This is a genomic window from Sphingomonas sp. ERG5 (genome assembly GCF_000803065.1).
Lineage (GTDB): Bacteria > Pseudomonadota > Alphaproteobacteria > Sphingomonadales > Sphingomonadaceae > Sphingomonas.
Genome location: NZ_JSXI01000029.1, coordinates 83615 through 99533, shown reverse-complemented (window position 1 = coordinate 99533; position 15919 = coordinate 83615). Strand labels below are relative to the sequence as shown.

Here is a 15919-nt window from a genome sequence, read left to right as displayed (position 1 = left end):
CGGAAAATTCCCGGCGGTCGCTCTCACCCATCAAGGGGAGACCGAATGATGAAGTCCTTTGCCGCCATCACCATCGCCACATTGTGCGCATCCACCGCCGTGACTGCCGCGCCGGCACCGCGCGCGGCAGTGGCCGCCGCGCCGATCGTCGTGCCACCGCTGGTTTATACCAAGCGTGTCCTGAAGAACGGCATGACACTCTATGCGATGCGCGATCCAAAGGCGGCGTCGGTGTCGCTATATATGTGGTACAAGGTTGGCCAGCGCGACGACCCGAAAGAGCGCGCGGGTTTCGCACATTTGTTCGAACATCTGATGTTCAAGCCGACGCGCAACCTGCCGCAAGGCGCCTTCACCTATATGAGCACGATCGTCGAAAGCGCCAACGCGACGACCCTGTTCGACGACACGCTTTATACCACCACCGCACCGGCTAACCGGCTCGAAACCCTGTTGTGGCTCGAGGGCGAGCGGCTGAAGAACCTGGTTGTCGATCAGGCCAATTTCGCTTCGGAGCGTGACGTGGTGAAGGAAGAGTTGCGCCAGCGCATCTTCGCCGCACCCTATGGGCGCATCCTGTTCAAGCTGATCCCCGGCTTCGTCTTCTCGACCCATCCCTATGCCCGACCGATCGGCGGTACCGCCGAGGATCTCGACAAGGCGACGCTCGCCGATGTCCGCGCATTCCACGAGGCATTCTATCGCCCCGACAATGCAGTAATGGTCATCGCCGGCAATTTCGATCCCAGGCAGCTAGAAGCGTGGGCCGACCGCTATATCGGATCGATCCCCAAACCGGCCGCGCCGTTGATCCGGATCCCCTCGTCCATTGAGCCGGAACGAACCAGCCCGCGCCTGGTCGATGCCTATGCCCCCAACGTCCCCTTGCCCGCGCTGGTCGCGGCCTGGGTCGCGCCGGCTGAGGCGAACCCCGATTCAGCGGGGATCGACGTGATCGAAGCGCTGCTGACACGCGGCGCCGCGTCACGGCTCAACCGGGTCCTGGTCACCGACAAGCAATTGGCCTCGTCGATCATGACCTATAATTTCGATACCCGCGACGGCCATGCGTTCGCGATCGTCACGACGCTGGCCAAGGGCGCCGACATGGCGGCCGCGCGGACCGCGCTCGATGCCGAGATCGCCCGGTTGCGCGATACGCCGGTCGATGCCGCCGAGCTTGCCTCGGTCAAGAATGCGCTGCTCGGTGCGGCGCTGAGCGATCGGGAGACTCCCGCTGGACGTGTCCTGCTGGTCGGCGATGGCGATGTCCTGTCGGGCGATCCCGCGCATGACGACAAAAGGCTCACTGCGATCCGCGCGATGACGCCCGCCGATGTCCAGCGCATCGCCACACGGTGGCTGGGCGCACAGCGCCAGGTGACGATCCGCTATCAGGACGAAAGCTTGCGCCCGGCGGGCTATACCGGCGACGTCTCGACCAACGACGTGGCAGCGATGGGACCGACCGTTCCACCGGCGACACGGACCCCGGTGACGATCGCTTCGGCCAGCGAGCGCGAACAGCCGCCTAGCCCCGGACCCCAGCGGCGCGTCGTTCCACCAATCATCGAAGCGACGCTGGCCAACGGCCTGACCCTTGTCAGCGCGCAATCCACTGAAGTGCCGCTGGTCACGCTCGAACTGGTCATCGCCGGCGGCGACGCGGCCGATCCGGCGGGCCGCGCCGGCCTTGCCGATTTGACGGCGGCGCTGGCGCTGCGCGGCGCTGGCAGACGCGATGCGGTCGCGCTCGCGGCGGCGGTCGACGATCTTGGCGGACGGATCAGCGCGAACGCCCAAGCCGATGCCACGATCGTGAAGATCACCGTGCCGGCCGCCAATGCCGATGCCGCCGCTGCATTACTCGGCGATGTGGCATTACGTCCAAGCGCGGCACCCGAGGAACTCGACCGAGAGCGGCGCAAACTCGCCGACGCTCTGGCCGTCAGCGAAAAGCAGCCGGTCCAGCTCGCGCTGCGCGTCCTGCCGGCGGCGCTGTTTGCCGGCACCCCTTATGGCGCGGTCGCGACTCCGCAGTCGCTTGCCGCGATCGACGCTGCCGATGTTGCTGCGACGCGCGCCAAATGGGGGCCGCGCGGCGCGACTCTGGTCGTCACGGGGTCGCTCGACGCGAAACAGGCGGCCGCGCTTGCCCAACGGACGTTCGGCGACTGGAGCGGCGGGGCGCCCGCGCCGACCTTCACCGCCATCGCCGCACCATCTCGGATCATCGCGATCGACTTGCCCGGCGCCCCGCAAAGCGCCGTCATCGCCGCACTGCCGACCGGCCCGCGCAGCGCCGGCGACCAGCGCGCGCTTCAGGTTGCCAACGCAATCGTCGGGGGCGGATCGATCGGCTGGCTGTCGAAGGAAATCCGCGAGAAGCGCGGACTGAGCTATGGCGCCGGCAGCCAGATCGACATGCGCCGCGGCGGCGGTTTCGTGATGGCCGCATCGCAAACCAAGACCGCATCGGCGCCCGAAGTGGTCGACCTGATGCTTGCCCAGTTCGCGCGGCTCCCCGCCGATCCGCCAAGCGCGGCGGAAGATGCGGAGCGCAGCGAGTTCGTGTCACGCATCCTCGCCTCGCAGACCGATCGGACCGCCGGGCTCGGCGATTATCTCGCCGGCCTGATCGCGACCGGCGCACCCTTGTCGGTCGCGCGCGCCGAGTTAAGTCCTGGCGCGGCCGTGTCGCCGGCCGAAATCGCGGCGGCGGCGAAGCGGATCGATCCGGCAACCGCGACGGTTCTGGTGGTCGGCGACAGCAAGGCCTGGCTGCCGGCGCTGCGCGCAGCACATCCCAATGTCGAACTGGTCGATGCGGCGACGCTGATCGGGAAGTGAGACCGTCGGAAGAGGGATGAGCAGACTCTCCGCTTCGCTCGAAACGAACGGGGGGATTGTCCGTGGCGACCCTTGCAACCATGCCACCGCACCCCGGAACAAGTCCGGGGTGCGGTGGATCAAGGCGCCCCCGCGCGCCCCAGCGGCTGTTTCGCCAGATAACGGTCGCGCAATTCGGTCTGGCGGGTGGTCAGCGATTGTTCGATCCCTCGCACGAATATCGCGCCGGGTTGCGACAGGGGCTCGAGCGGATCACCGCTCCACAGCACCACATCGGCATCCTTGCCGATATCGAGCGAGCCGACGCGGTCATCGATGCCGAACATTTTCGCCGGATTGATGGTGATCGCGGCGAGCGCCGCCACATAGGGCAGGCCATGCGCGACAGCATGGCCGGTATCATAACGCAGCTCGCGCGCACGGTAGCTCCCGCCCTCGCCATCCTTGATCGTGATCGTCACGCCCGCCGCGAAGAGCCGGGCGGCATTGTCGTTGCGCGCGCCAAGCTGTTCGAAGCTGTTGGGCAAGTCGAGCCGCGCATCGAGGATCACCGGCACGTTCGCCTGCGCGATCCGGTCGGCCACGCGCCAGCCCTCCGCCGCGCCGTCGAGTATGATCTTCAGACGTTCCTCGCGCGCCAGCGCCAGGACTTCGAGAATGTCCGAGGCACGATCGACCGTGACGACGATCGGCATCCGTCCCTCGACCACCGGCACCAGCGCTTCAAGATCGACGCGCGACAGGCGATAGTCACGCGTCTGGCCGCGTTCATAGGCAGCGCGACGGCGGGCATAATCGCGCACATCGGCAAGCGTCGCGCGCAATTCGGCCAGCGCCGCGCCGCGCGCGCCGCCAGCGCGTTCGGCCCCATTCTCGCCCAGTTCGAGGATCATCGCGACACGCGGCCGCATCACCATATCGGGACGCTGTCCGAGATCGACCACCGCCGCCTGACCAGCAAATTGCAAGTCGCGGTCACCCTTGTCGTCATAATCGGGCGCGAGAATCGCGCGCGTGATCCCGCCGAGGCGCGCGACGGGGATGACCACACTGTCGGGATTGAGACCCTGACTGACGTCGAATGCCGCGCTGAGCGCCGGATTATGCTGGGCGCGATCGACGCTGAGCGGCACCTGGCTGACGTCCATCAGCCCCATGCGTCCATCAGCGAGCACGAAACCCGGGGTGACCACCCCGCCCTTGCCGTCGATCAGCCGCGCATCCGCCGGGATGGCGATTTCGGCGCCGACCGCTGCGATGCGGCCATCGCGAATGACCACAGTCCCCCGCGCAACTTCGCCCGCTCGGCCCATCGACAGGATGCGAACATTGGTGATGGCGATGGTCTGCGCAGCAACTGGCGCGCTCGCCAGCAACGCCGTCAGCAGCGCGGTGATTCCCCGCGCACTCATCGTGGCAACTCCTGACCGGGCTGGCCAAGCAGGAAGTCGGAATGCCGACGATATGCCGGGTCCTTGCGGTCATAGACCATCGCGCCGTCGATCCACACCCGGTCGGCCAGCGCATAGATGCTGAACGGATCCGCGCTCCACAGCACGAGGTCGGCGGCCTTGCCGGGTTCGATCGAGCCGGTCTTGTCGGCGATCCCGAGCATCTTCGCCGGGTTGGCGGTGAACCATTTGACCGCTTCGCCCTCGCTGATACGGATGCCGGCGCGGCGTCCGGCGGATAGAGCGACCGCAGCCTCCTGGTTGAGATGCTGAATCAAAATACCGTCATCAGAGTGGATCACCGCGCAGCCACCGGCGCGCTCGATCATCGCGGCATTTTCCTCGATCGCATCATAGACTTCCATCTTGTACCCCCACCAGTTCGCCCAGGTGGCGACGCAAATCCCCTCGCGTGCGAGCAGCGGCGCGATCTTGTAGGCCTCGGTGGCGTGGTGGAAGGCAGTGATCTTGTAGCCGAATTCGCGCGCGACATCGATCATGATCGCCATCTCGTCGGCGCGGTAGCAATGGTTGTGGATCAGGATCTCGCCCTTGAGCACGCCGGCCAGCGTATCGAGTTGCAAGTCGCGCTTGGGCGGATCGCCCTTGCCACCGTCGGCGCGCCATTTATCCCATTTGCGCGCATAATCGGCGGCATTGATCCACGCCGCGCGATAGCCGGCGACATTGCCCATCCGCGTCGAGGGCGCGCGACCCTTGGCGCCATAGACGCGCTTGGGATTCTCGCCACAGGCCATTTTCAGGCCATAGGGCGCACCGGGAAACTTCATTCCCTGCACCGTATCGGACGGTACATTTTTCAATGTCACCGACCGGCCACCGAACAAATTGCCCGATCCAGGCAGGATCTGCATCGCCGTGACTCCCGCCTCACGCGCGGTGTCGAAGCCCGGATCCTGCGGCCAGACCGAATGCTCGGCCCAGACCTGCGCGGTATTCGGGTCGGTCAATTCATTGCCATCGTCATGCGCCGGTACGCCGGGATGGGCATAGACGCCGAGATGCGAATGCGCATCGATCACGCCCGGCGTCACCCAGCGCCCGCGCGCGTCGATCGCTGCATAGCCGGCCGGGACGGGCAACGCCGCCCCGACCGCTTCGATCCTGCCGTCACGCACCAGCACGGTGCCGGCGACAATCTCCGCACCGGTGCCGGTCAGCACGGTTGCCCCGACCAGCGCCACCGGCGGCTGTGGCCGCGCGACATAGCTGCTCGGAAAGCCCGGGTCGCGCGACGGGTCGAGACCGGCCGGCAACGGCTTTGCAGAAGCCGCAGCGGGTGCCGGTGCGGGCTTGGCCGCGCAACCGGCCAGCGCCAGCGCCGCCAGGGTCGCGGCATACCTCACTGTTTGTCAGTCGCCGCAAGCGAGCGCTGCACTTTGCCCTTCTCGTCGAGAAAGTCGATCGAGGCGGCGCCGTCATTGGTCACCTTCAGCATCATGCGCGGACGGCCCAGCGCGTCGCTCAGCATCACCGCTGACTCCCGGTTGCGGGTCTTGCCGACAAAGAGCCGCTGGCGCCCGCCGACGCCATCGGCCTCGAGCTTTTTGAGGAACGCATCGCGTTCGGCGCCCGCCGGCATCTTGCCGAGTTTCTCCGCCAGGTCGAAATCGAGCGGCGTTTCGGGCCGGTCGTTGACGATCATCGCCGCCCAGCGCCGGCCGTCATATTCGCTCTGAGTCAGCTGGATCACCTGGTCCTGCTGATACTGGTCGAAGCTCAGATGTCCGCTGCCCGAGACCTTGCCATCCTTGCCGGTCTCGCCGCCGAAGGTCAGGCCGCCATTCTCGGTGCCCTCACTGTTGTAGAAGATGATTCCGGCGCCGCGATTGCCGCTGGGGTGCGGACGTTCCTTGCCATGATAGATGATGCCGGGCGAGCGGCTGGTGTTCGACACGATCATGCGCAGCGTACCGTCATCCTCGCGGACATTGATGCGCTTCACGTCGATCGTGTCGAAGCTGGTCTTGGCGCCAGACTGGGCGACCGCCCCGCCACCGCCGAGCGACATGGCGAAAGCAGCGGTCAGCACGGCCGAATACGCCATGAGCAATTTGGTTGAATCAAGTTTCATTGCGGTTTCCTCACCTGTTGAATGTAACGGTCACGAAGTTCGGTCTGGCGCGATGTCATTGGCTGGGCGATGCCGCGGATGAAGATCGCAACCGGGCGGCTGGTGGTTTCCAGCGGATCGCCGTCCCAGATTACCGCATCCCCTTCCTTGCCCGGTTCAAGCGACCCAACCCGGTCGGCGAGGCCGAAGATGCGTGCCGGGTTGATCGTGATCGCCGCCAATGCCGCCGCATAGGGCAGCCCCTCGGCCACCACCGCGCCAGCATTGTGGCGCAGTTCGCGCTCGCGCTCCGGCCCATTGCCTTCGAAGCCGATCAGTACGCCCGCCGCGTGCAGCCGCTGCGCATTGGACAGCGTCGCGCCGAGCATCTCGAATGAGGCGGGTATATTCTCGATCGGGGTGAGCAGTACCGGTATCCGGGCCGATGCGATCTCCGCCGCCACGCGCCAGCCTTCGGATGCGCTTTCGAGGATCAGCTTCAAGCGCTGGGCGCGGGCGAAGGCAAGCATTTCGCGAATGTCGGACGCGCGATTGACCGTGACGAGCAGCGGCATTCGTCCTTCGACCACCGGCACCAGCGCTTCGAGATCGGCGCGCGACAAGGCGAAGGCGCGCGTCTCGCCACGATCATAATCGGCGCGGCGGCGCGCATAGCTGCGTACGTCGTCAAGCGCGATGGCCAGCGACGTCAGCGCAGCGCCACGCGAGCCCCCGGCGCGCTCGGCACCCTCCTCGCCCATCGCCAGCATCATCGCCACCCCGCGCCGCACCAGCATCGGTCCGCCCGCGCCGAGTTGTACCGCCACGGCCTGCCCGGCGAAGAGCAGGGTGCGCCCCGCCTTGCCGCCATAGCCCGGCGTGACGATCGACCGCGTAATGCCGCCCAGCCGCGCAACCGGGATCAACACCGAATCCGGGTTGAGGCCATCCCCGGCATCAAGCGCGGCGCTGATCCGGTCATTGGTCGATGCGCGGTCATCGGGCCCGGCAAGCGAGCGAACCTCGACCAGGCCGAGGCTGGTGACGGACGCGATCAGCCCGGGCGTGACGATCTTGCCCGTCGCATCGATCACACGCGCGTCAGCCGGCACCGCAATCCCGGAACCGACCGCAACCACCTTGCCATCGCGCAGCATCACCGTGCCATCGGCGATATCTCCCGCCGGGCCCATGGTCAGTACGCGGCCATGGACGATCGCCACAGTCTGTGCGGCAGCGGGCACCGCTACGGTCACCGACAACAGGGCAAGAAGCCGCGCGATCACCGGGCGAAATCCTGACCGGGCTGGCCAAGCAGAAAGTCGGATGGCGCCTGGAAATGCGCATCGCTCCGGTCCCACACGGTCACGCCGTCGATCCAGACCCGGTCGGCGCGCGCGTAGACGCTGAGCGGGTCGGCGTTCCACAGCACGAGATCCGCAGCCTTGCCGGTTTCGAGCGAGCCGATGCGGTCAGCGATCCCCATCGCCCTGGCCGGATTGAGCGTGAACCATTTCACCGCCTCGCCCCGGCTGACCGGCAGACCCGCCGCGCGTCCCGCCGCCAGCGCGATCCCCGCTTCCTGATTGAGCCGCTGGATCAGCAAGCCATCATCCGAATGGATGATCGCGCAGCCGCCGGCAGCGTCGACCATCGCGGCATTCTCCTCGACCCCGTCGAACGATTCCATCTTCGCACCCCAGGCCTCAGCCCAGGTCGCGACACAGATCCCCTCCTTCGCCAAGACGGGCGCGATCTTGTACGCCTCGGTCGCATGGTGGAACGCAGCGATGCGGAAGCCGAAATCATGCGCGATGTCGATCATGATCGCCATCTCGTCGGCGCGGTAGCAATGGTTGTGGACCAGGATCTCGCCCTTGAGCACCCCGGCCAGCGTATCAAGCTGCAGGTCGCGCTTGGGCGGGTCGCCCTTGCCACCGTCGGCGCGCCATTTATCCCATTTGCGTGCATAATCGGCGGCATTGATCCACGCCGCGCGATAGCCGGCGACATTGCCCATCCGCGTCGCCGGAGCACGCCCACGACCGCCAAAGGTGGCTTTGGGATTCTCGCCGCATGCCATCTTCAGGCCATAGGGTGCGCCGGGGAATTTCATCGCCTGCACCGTGTCGGCGGGCACATTCTTGACCGTCACCGATCGCCCGCCGAACAGGTTCGATGAACCCGGCAACAGCAGCAGCGTGGTCACGCCCGCAGCGCGCGCGAGGCGGAACTTGGGATCCTGCGGCCAAACCGAATGCTCGATCCACACTTCGGCACTATTGGGTGACGTCGCCTCGTTGGTATCGTCATGGGCGGGAACCGAGGGCGAGCCCGCCGCACCAAGGTGCGAATGCACGTCGATCACACCCGGCGTGACCCATTTGCCGCGCCCATCGATCGCGACATAGCCTTGCGGGACGGCGAGGCCTGCACCGACCGCCTGTATCTTGCCGTCGCGCACCAGCACGGTGCCTGCAGCGATTTCATCGCCCGTTCCGGTCAGGATCGTCGCGCCGACGATCGCCATCGGAGGAACGGATACAGGGACATAAGTGCTGGGGAAGGCATCAGCATTCGCGGCGGGGTCGAGCCCGCGCGGCAAATCCGCAGCAGGCGCGATCTGCGCCGTGCCGACAAGTGCGAGCATCGCAATCCTGACCCTGGCCGCTCTGAACATTCGCTTCCCCTGCCGCCTAGGATGGCTCGCGACACGGAATCCGCCAGTCGCGCGAAAACCGCATCGCGATGGCGGATTTCGGACCGCGGATCATCTTGGCGAGAGGGGACGGATGCGTTTGTGCAGCACGCCCCCGCAATGAATGGGAGCAGGGGTGATCGATCTTCGTCTTGCACGCCGCGCCGCCGGGCTTTCGACCGCGTTTCCGGCGCCGCATTTTCCTTCGGAACTGGGCGAGGACGTTGTGGCGTTCGATTCGGGCTTCGCCGCGCCGCAATTGCTTCCCGATCTCGTCCCTTATGCAATCGCGGCGCTCACCGAGCATCGCGAGGAGACGTTGCAATATTCAGCGACGCAAGGTCAGCCCGAGCTGCGCGGTTGGCTCGCCGAACTGATGAACCGTGACGGCTGCATGTTGACGCCGGAGAATCTGCTGGTCGTCAACGGCGCCAAGCATGGTCTGGAACTGATCTGCCGATTGCTGCTCGACGAGGGTGATGCGATCGTCGTCACCGCGCCGACCTATTTCACCGCCATCCCGATCTTCCGCAGCTTCGGCGTCGAGTTCATCGAGGTCGGGCAGGACAATGACGGCATCCTGGTCGACGAACTCGAGACAGTGCTGCGCACCCGCGCGGCCGAAGGCGCCGCTCTGCCCAAGCTGATCTACAATGTCGCCGATTTCCACAATCCGACCGGCGCGACCATGTCGGCCGAGCGCCGCCGCGCGCTCGTCGCGCTGGCGACGCGCGAGGGGATCGTGCTGGTCGAGGACACGCCCTATCGCCGTGTCCGCTTCGAGGGCGAGACCCCGCCCTCGCTCAAGGCGCTCGATACCAGCGGTCATGTCATTCATGTCGGGACCTTCTCCAAGCTGGTCGCGCCGGGCCTCAGGATCGGCTGGGTCGCCGCCGACGCCGCAATCATCGCGCGGCTGATGCAGTTGAAATCCGATGGCGGATCGTCGCCGCTGATGCAGCGCATCCTCTACGAATTCGGTCGCTCGCCGGCGTTCGAGCAGCATGTCGACCGCGTCCGCATCGTCTATCGCGAACGGCGCGACGCAATGGTGGCGGCGATCCGCGCGGCATTTCCCGATGCGGTGCTGCATGTGCCCGAAGGCGGCTATTATGTGTGGCTGACCTTGCCGGCGCATGTCGATGGCGATGTGCTTGCCGCCAATGCCGCCGCCGCCGGGATCAACCTGATCGCGGGGTCCAAATTCTTCTCCGCCGGTGGTGCCGGGTCGGGCAACCGGGTCGCCCCGAAGAATCATGTCCGGCTGTCGTACAGCTACGCGACACCCGAGCAGATCGATGCCGGGGTCGCGCGCCTTGCGCAGGTCTATCGCGCGATGGCCGCGCGGTGAACACTCTCGCCGACCTGTCGGTCGACACGCCGCTGGTCGAGCTGTGCGGCGTATCGAAAAGCTATGACGGCGTGTCCGACGTGGTCGCGGGCCTCGACCTGACGGTGCGGCGCGGCGAGTTCCTGACGCTGCTTGGCCCGTCGGGCTCGGGCAAGACCACGACGTTGATGATGCTTGCCGGCTTCGAGGAAGCGAGCGCGGGCGATATAAGGCTCGCGGGCCAGTCGCTGGTGCGCAAACCCCCGCACCGCCGCAACATGGGCGTCGTGTTCCAGAATTATGCGTTGTTCCCGCATATGACGGTCGCCGAGAATCTATCCTTCCCGCTGTCGGTGCGCGGCATCCGCGGCGCCCCGGCGAAGGAGCGCGTCAGAACCGCGCTCGCGCTGATCAATCTCGACGGACTGGGTGGACGGCGGATCAACGAATTGTCGGGTGGGCAGCAGCAGCGCGTGGCGCTGGCGCGCGCGTTGATCTTCGATCCCGACCTGGTGCTGATGGACGAGCCGCTCGGCGCGCTCGACCGGCAGCTGCGTGAAAAGCTGCAAGTCGAGATCAAGCATATCCAGCGCCAGACCGGCGTCACCGTGATCTATGTGACGCATGACCAGTCGGAAGCGCTGGCGCTGTCCGACCGGATCGCGGTGTTCGCGGGCGGCAAACTGCAACAGCTCGGATCGCCGCGCGCGATCTACGACACGCCGGCCAACGCTTTCGTCGCCGGTTTCGTCGGCGAGAATAATGCGATCGACGGCACGGTGGTGGAATCCGCCCGGGATCATTGCACGGTGAAGCTGGCCGACGGCGGTTTCGTGATGGCGCGGACGATGAACGGCATCGGGCCGGGCGATCGGGCGGTCGTGACGATCCGGCCCGAGGATATCGCGACCGGCGACGCGGCCAGCGCGCTGCCCAATCGCCTCGCGGCGACCATTGATGATCGCATCTATCATGGTGACCACATCAAGATTTACGCTAGCCTGCCCGGCGGTACGCGCGTGACGATCCGGTCGCCCGGTCCGTCACTGGGCCAGTTGCCCGGCACAAGTGGCGGGGGCCGGGTCGAGATCGGCTGGGCGATCGATCGCTCATTCGCCTTCGCCGCCGGCGACGCGGGACGATTGCAAGGGGGCGACGAGTGAAGATCAGGGCAAGCCGTCGTCCGGCAAGGATCGCGCTACTGGCCGCCACGGCGCTGGCCGCCACAGCGCTCACTGGCTGCGGTGAGAAACAGGACCGGCGACCGCTGACCGTGGTCGGTTGGGGCGGATCGTCGCAGGCGGCGGATCACGAGGCGTTGATCGCCCCGTTCGCCAAAGCCTCCGGCCTGCATGTGCAGGAAGATAGCTGGCACGGCGGCATCGGCGTGATCCGCACCAAGGTACTGGGCGGCGACACCAGCTGGGACGTGGTCCAGGCCGAAACCGAAGAAATCATCCTGGGGTGCGAAGAGGGACTGTTCGAGCCGCTCGACTGGGCATCGCTCGGCGGGCGGGCCGCCTATAGCGATGCGGCGGTCAATAATTGCGGCGTGGGATCGCAGCTCTGGTCCTATCTGCTCGGCTATGACGGCGATGCGATCAAGGGTGCGGGACCAAGATCCTGGGTCGATTTCTGGGATGTGAAGCGCTTTGCGGGCAAGCGGGGGATGCGCAAGACGCCCAAATACACGCTCGAGATCGCGCTGCTCGCCGACGGCGTGCCGGCGGCGCAGATCTATACCGTGCTGCGCACGCCCGGCGGAGTCGACCGCGCCTTTCGCAAGCTCGACCAGCTGAAGCCCAATATCGTGTGGTGGTCATCGATCGCGCAAGTCCCCGACCTGCTCGGATCGCGCGAAGTGGTGATGTCAGTGACCAGCCCCGGGCGGCTGATCATCGCCAATCGCGATGAGCATCGCAATTTCAAGTTGCAATGGGCCGGCAACATCTATGCCGTGGATTATTGGGCGATCCTGAAGAACAGCCCGCGCAAGGCCGAGGCGGCGCAGTTCATCCAGTACGTCACCCGGCCCGAGAACCAGATGCGCCTGGCGCGGATCATGCCGACCGGCCTGACCAGCAAGGCCGCGCAACAGGCGATCGAGCCGCGCTACCGCGAGAACACCGCGACCGATCCCGCCAACATGGCCGGTGCGCTCAAGCTGGATGGCGATTTCTGGGTCGAATATGGCGACGAGCTCACCCAGCGGTTCAACGCATGGGTTGCGCATTGAGCCTGGTGCGCCTGTTCGGCCGGAACGGCGCGCTGGTCGCGCCATTGCTGATCCTGCTGCTGATCGCCTTTGCCGTGCCGGTCGGCATGATGTTGATGCGCGGCGTGACCGAACAGGAGCTGCCCGAGACCTGGCCGCGCACCGCCGCTGCGCTGCGCGCATGGGACGGCGCCGCCCTGCCCTCCGACGCGATCGCACGCACCACCGCGCAGGAGCTGGTCGCGGCACGGCGCAGCGGCACGCTCAACCGCGTCGCCAACCGGCTGAACTATGACATTGTCGGGTCGCGGACGCTGATCTTCTCGACCGCGTCGCGGCTCGCCGGCGGCGCGCGCGTCGCCGGGCTCGCCGACCTGAGCGCGATCGACCCGCGCTGGGGCGAGCGCGAGACCTGGGCGGCGCTCCGCCACGCGAGCGGCGCAACCACCTCCTTCTATCTCTGGGCGTCGCTCGACCGCCGTGTCGATCCCGACGGCGCGTTGATCGGGGTACCGCAGGAACAGGCGGTGTTCGTCGGGATCTTCCTGCGCACCTTCAAGATCAGCGCGGTGGTCGCCTTGTGCTGCATCCTGCTTGGCTATCCGGTCGCCTATCTGCTCGCGACGCTGAAGCCCCGCGTCGCCAATCCGCTGCTGATCCTCGTGCTGCTGCCCTTCTGGACCTCGACCCTGGTGCGCACCACCGCCTGGGTGGTGCTGCTCCAGACCAACGGCGTGGTGAACGGCGCGGTGCAATGGCTTGGCCTTTCCGACCGCCCCCTGCCTTTGCTCTACAGCCGCGGCGGCGTGTACATCGCGATGGTCCATGTGCTGCTGCCCTTCTTCATCCTGCCGCTTTACGGCGTGATGCGGCGCGTGCCGTCGGATACGGCCCGCGCGGCGCGCTCGCTCGGCGCGAGCCCGGTCACGGCGTTCGTGCGGGTCTATCTGCCGCAGACCATGCCCGGCGTGATCGCCGGCGCGGTGATCGTCTTCACCCTCGCGCTCGGCTATTACGTCACTCCGGCCCTGGTCGGGGGCGGGGCCGATCAGATGATCAGCGCATCGATCGCCTTCTACACCAACCAGTCGCTCAACTGGGGTATGGCCGCCGCGCTCAGCATCCTGCTGGTCGCGCCGCTCGGGGCGATCCTGCTCGCCGGACGCGCGATCTCGGGCTGGCGGCCGATCTGATGCATATTCCCTTCGCTTCGCCGGGGCAGCGCGTCACGCGCGTTGCGCTGATCGTCTTCGTCGCGCTGGTGCTCGGCTTTCTGCTGTTGCCGATCCTTGCGGTGATCCCGATGTCGTTCAACCCGACCACCTTCCTGGTCTTTCCGGAGACCGGGCTGTCGCTGCGCTGGTATCGCGCGCTGCTCGACTCGCCCGACTGGAGCCGCGCGTTCCGCAACAGCCTGGCGATCGCGACCGTCGTGACGCTGATCGCGACGCCGCTTGGCACGCTGGCCGCGATCGGCATCGTGCGGATGAAGTCGCGCGCCCGGCCGCTGGTGGTCGCGCTGCTCGGCGCGCCGATGGTGGTGCCGGTAGTGGTGGCCGCGATCGCCTTTTACTTCCTGTTCGCGCCGCTCGGCCTGACCAACAGCTTTGCCGGCATGGTCATCGCGCACAGCGTGCTGGCCGCGCCGTTCGTGGTGGTGGTGGTCGCAGCGTCGCTACATGGCTTCGACATCAGCCTGTTGCGGGCCGGATCAAGCCTTGGCGCCCCACCCCTTACGGTAATGCGGCGCGTGCTGCTGCCGCTGATCGCGCCGGGCGTGCTGGCGGGCGCAGTGTTCGCTTTCATGACCTCGTTCGACGAGACCGTCGTCGCCCTGTTCATCGCCGGCCCGACACAGCGGACCTTGCCGATCCAGATGTTCGAGGGCGTGCGCGAGCAGATCAGCCCGGCAATCACTGCCGCCGCCACGCTGCTGATCATCGCATCGACCCTGTTGCTGGGATCGGCCGAGCTGCTGCGGCGTCGCGCCGAGCGGCTCGGCGCGCAACGGCCCGAATGATCGTCACCCCGCCACCGGCGCTGCTCGGCGCGCGCATCGCGCGCAAATGGCGGCGCTATCCTAGCGAGATCATCCCGGCCTGGATCGCCGACATGGATTTCGCGCCCGCCGCGCCGATCGCCGCGACCTTGCTGCAAGCGATCGCGCTGGGCGATCTCGGCTATGGGCCGGTCGCCACCGATAGCGGCGTACCAGAGGCATTCGCCACCTGGGCCGGGCGGCGCTGGGGCTGGTCACTGGACCCGGCGGACGTGATGCTGATGCCCGATGTGGTCGGCGGCATCGCCAATTGCGTCGAAGCGCTGACCGCGCCCGGCGACGCGGTGCTGGTCCACACCCCGGCCTATCCGCCTTTGCTCAATTCGGTAACGATTGCCGGGCGCAGGCTCGTCACTCACCGGCTCGAACCGGGCGCGATCGATTTTACCGCGCTCGATGCCGTGATGGCCGAGCGCCGCGTGCGGATGCTGCTGCTGTGCCATCCGCATAACCCCAGCGGGCGAGTCTTCACGGAGGACGAGCTGCGAGCATTGGCGGGGATCGCCGAGCGGCGCGACCTGGTGATCGTATCGGACGAAGTGCATGCCGACCTGACGCTCGACCGCCGCCGTCACATTCCCTTCGCAACGCTGCCCGGCATGGCGGTACGGACGATCACGCTCAATTCGCCAAGCAAGGCGTTCAACGTCGCCGGCCTGCGCACCGCAGTGTGCGTCGCGGAGAAGCCGTTGCGTGAGCGGCTGACGGCCTTGCCCTCGACGCGGTGGAACGCCTTCTCCACACTCGGTGTGCGCGCCGCGCGCGCGGCGTGGAGCGACGAGGGTGCGATCTGGCTGGACGAGTGCGTCGCGCATCTGGCGGCGATGCGCGACCGGATCGGTGAGCGCCTGCCGGCGATGCGGATCGGCTGGATACCGCCACAGGCGAGCTATCTCGCCTGGCTCGATTGCCGAGCGGCGGTGAGCGAAGAGCCCGCCGCTTTCTTCCTGCGCGAGGCGCGGGTCGCCTTGTCACCGGGCCTCGATTTCGGCGCACCGGGCGCGGGTTTCGTGCGGCTCAACTTCGCGACCTCAATCGAGTTGCTCGACGAGATCCTCGACCGGATGGAAGCCGCGCTGAGCGTTGAGCGACGGGCGCAATAACCGGTCGGTCCGGGTTCCCTCCCCGTTCAACCGCGCACCAGCATCAACCGATATTCAATCGCGGGGACGGAAACGCGATTCGCGGTCAACATCCAAGCCGTTTTGCCTGGTGTTTTTGCTGATATTTCGGCGGAAATTT

At 66.7% G+C, this 15919-nt stretch carries 12 protein-coding genes; 7 read left to right on the top strand and 5 right to left on the bottom strand.

Annotated features, from left to right (window positions below):
- Positions 1-45: 45 nt before the first annotated feature.
- The gene (locus OO12_RS12195; RefSeq protein ID WP_034158953.1) at positions 46-2850 is read left to right on the top strand and encodes a M16 family metallopeptidase; all 2805 of its coding nucleotides are present in this window, start codon (positions 46-48) and stop codon (positions 2848-2850) included.
- Positions 2851-2969: 119 nt separating this feature from the next.
- Here OO12_RS12195 and OO12_RS12190 read toward each other — a convergent pair whose 3' ends face one another.
- The 5 genes from OO12_RS12190 to OO12_RS12170 are packed head-to-tail and all read right to left on the bottom strand — an operon-like array spanning position 2970 to position 9055.
- Positions 2970-4262 (bottom strand): amidohydrolase family protein, encoded by a 1293-nt coding sequence (locus tag OO12_RS12190; protein WP_034158952.1) that lies wholly within the window; start codon positions 4260-4262, stop codon positions 2970-2972.
- Complete coding sequence (locus OO12_RS12185; protein WP_034158951.1) at positions 4259-5668, bottom strand: amidohydrolase; 1410 nt, start codon at positions 5666-5668, stop codon at positions 4259-4261. The genes OO12_RS12190 and OO12_RS12185 overlap by 4 nt, the downstream gene beginning before the upstream one ends.
- Positions 5665-6396: a hypothetical protein gene (locus tag OO12_RS12180; RefSeq protein WP_034158950.1), complete on the bottom strand. Its 732-nt coding sequence runs from the start codon at positions 6394-6396 to the stop codon at positions 5665-5667. The genes OO12_RS12185 and OO12_RS12180 overlap by 4 nt, the downstream gene beginning before the upstream one ends.
- Positions 6393-7661 (bottom strand): amidohydrolase family protein, encoded by a 1269-nt coding sequence (locus OO12_RS12175; protein ID WP_034158949.1) that lies wholly within the window; start codon positions 7659-7661, stop codon positions 6393-6395. Before OO12_RS12175 ends, OO12_RS12180 begins: the two co-directional genes overlap by 4 nt.
- Positions 7658-9055, bottom strand: a complete 1398-nt coding sequence (locus OO12_RS12170; RefSeq protein ID WP_082006504.1) for an amidohydrolase — start codon at positions 9053-9055, stop codon at positions 7658-7660. The genes OO12_RS12175 and OO12_RS12170 overlap by 4 nt, the downstream gene beginning before the upstream one ends.
- 154 nt (positions 9056-9209) lie before the next feature.
- On the opposite strand from OO12_RS12170, the gene OO12_RS12165 reads away from it, so the two are divergent.
- From OO12_RS12165 to OO12_RS12140, 6 genes are read left to right on the top strand one after another with little or no spacing between them, the layout of a single operon-like run.
- Complete coding sequence (locus OO12_RS12165) at positions 9210-10424, top strand: aminotransferase-like domain-containing protein (protein ID WP_034158948.1); 1215 nt, start codon at positions 9210-9212, stop codon at positions 10422-10424.
- On the top strand, positions 10421-11566 hold the full coding sequence (locus OO12_RS12160) for an ABC transporter ATP-binding protein (protein ID WP_052215802.1): 1146 nt from the start codon (positions 10421-10423) through the stop codon (positions 11564-11566). The genes OO12_RS12165 and OO12_RS12160 overlap by 4 nt, the downstream gene beginning before the upstream one ends.
- A complete protein-coding gene (locus tag OO12_RS12155) occupies positions 11563-12639 on the top strand; it encodes a polyamine ABC transporter substrate-binding protein (protein ID WP_200887452.1) in 1077 nt (358 codons plus the stop codon). Before OO12_RS12160 ends, OO12_RS12155 begins: the two co-directional genes overlap by 4 nt.
- The gene (locus OO12_RS12150; RefSeq protein ID WP_052215801.1) at positions 12624-13811 is read left to right on the top strand and encodes an ABC transporter permease; all 1188 of its coding nucleotides are present in this window, start codon (positions 12624-12626) and stop codon (positions 13809-13811) included. The genes OO12_RS12155 and OO12_RS12150 overlap by 16 nt, the downstream gene beginning before the upstream one ends.
- Positions 13811-14638, top strand: coding sequence for an ABC transporter permease (locus tag OO12_RS12145; protein WP_034158947.1), 828 nt, complete (start codon positions 13811-13813; stop codon positions 14636-14638). Before OO12_RS12150 ends, OO12_RS12145 begins: the two co-directional genes overlap by 1 nt.
- Positions 14635-15780: a MalY/PatB family protein gene (locus OO12_RS12140; protein WP_052215800.1), complete on the top strand. Its 1146-nt coding sequence runs from the start codon at positions 14635-14637 to the stop codon at positions 15778-15780. The genes OO12_RS12145 and OO12_RS12140 overlap by 4 nt, the downstream gene beginning before the upstream one ends.
- Positions 15781-15919: the final 139 nt, after the last annotated feature.

Excerpts from the sequence above, each read along its gene's own strand:
- OO12_RS12180 (WP_034158950.1), bottom strand. The coding sequence starts at position 6,396 with ATGAAACTTGATTCAACCAAATTGCTCATGGCGTATTCGGCCGTGCTG.
- OO12_RS12140 (WP_052215800.1), top strand. The coding sequence starts at position 14,635 with ATGATCGTCACCCCGCCACCGGCGCTGCTCGGCGCGCGCATCGCGCGC.
- OO12_RS12195 (WP_034158953.1), top strand. The coding sequence starts at position 46 with ATGATGAAGTCCTTTGCCGCCATCACCATCGCCACATTGTGCGCATCC.
- OO12_RS12145 (WP_034158947.1), top strand. The coding sequence starts at position 13,811 with ATGCATATTCCCTTCGCTTCGCCGGGGCAGCGCGTCACGCGCGTTGCG.
- OO12_RS12190 (WP_034158952.1), bottom strand. The coding sequence starts at position 4,262 with ATGAGTGCGCGGGGAATCACCGCGCTGCTGACGGCGTTGCTGGCGAGC.
- OO12_RS12150 (WP_052215801.1), top strand. The coding sequence starts at position 12,624 with ATGGGTTGCGCATTGAGCCTGGTGCGCCTGTTCGGCCGGAACGGCGCG.
- OO12_RS12170 (WP_082006504.1), bottom strand. The coding sequence starts at position 9,055 with ATGTTCAGAGCGGCCAGGGTCAGGATTGCGATGCTCGCACTTGTCGGC.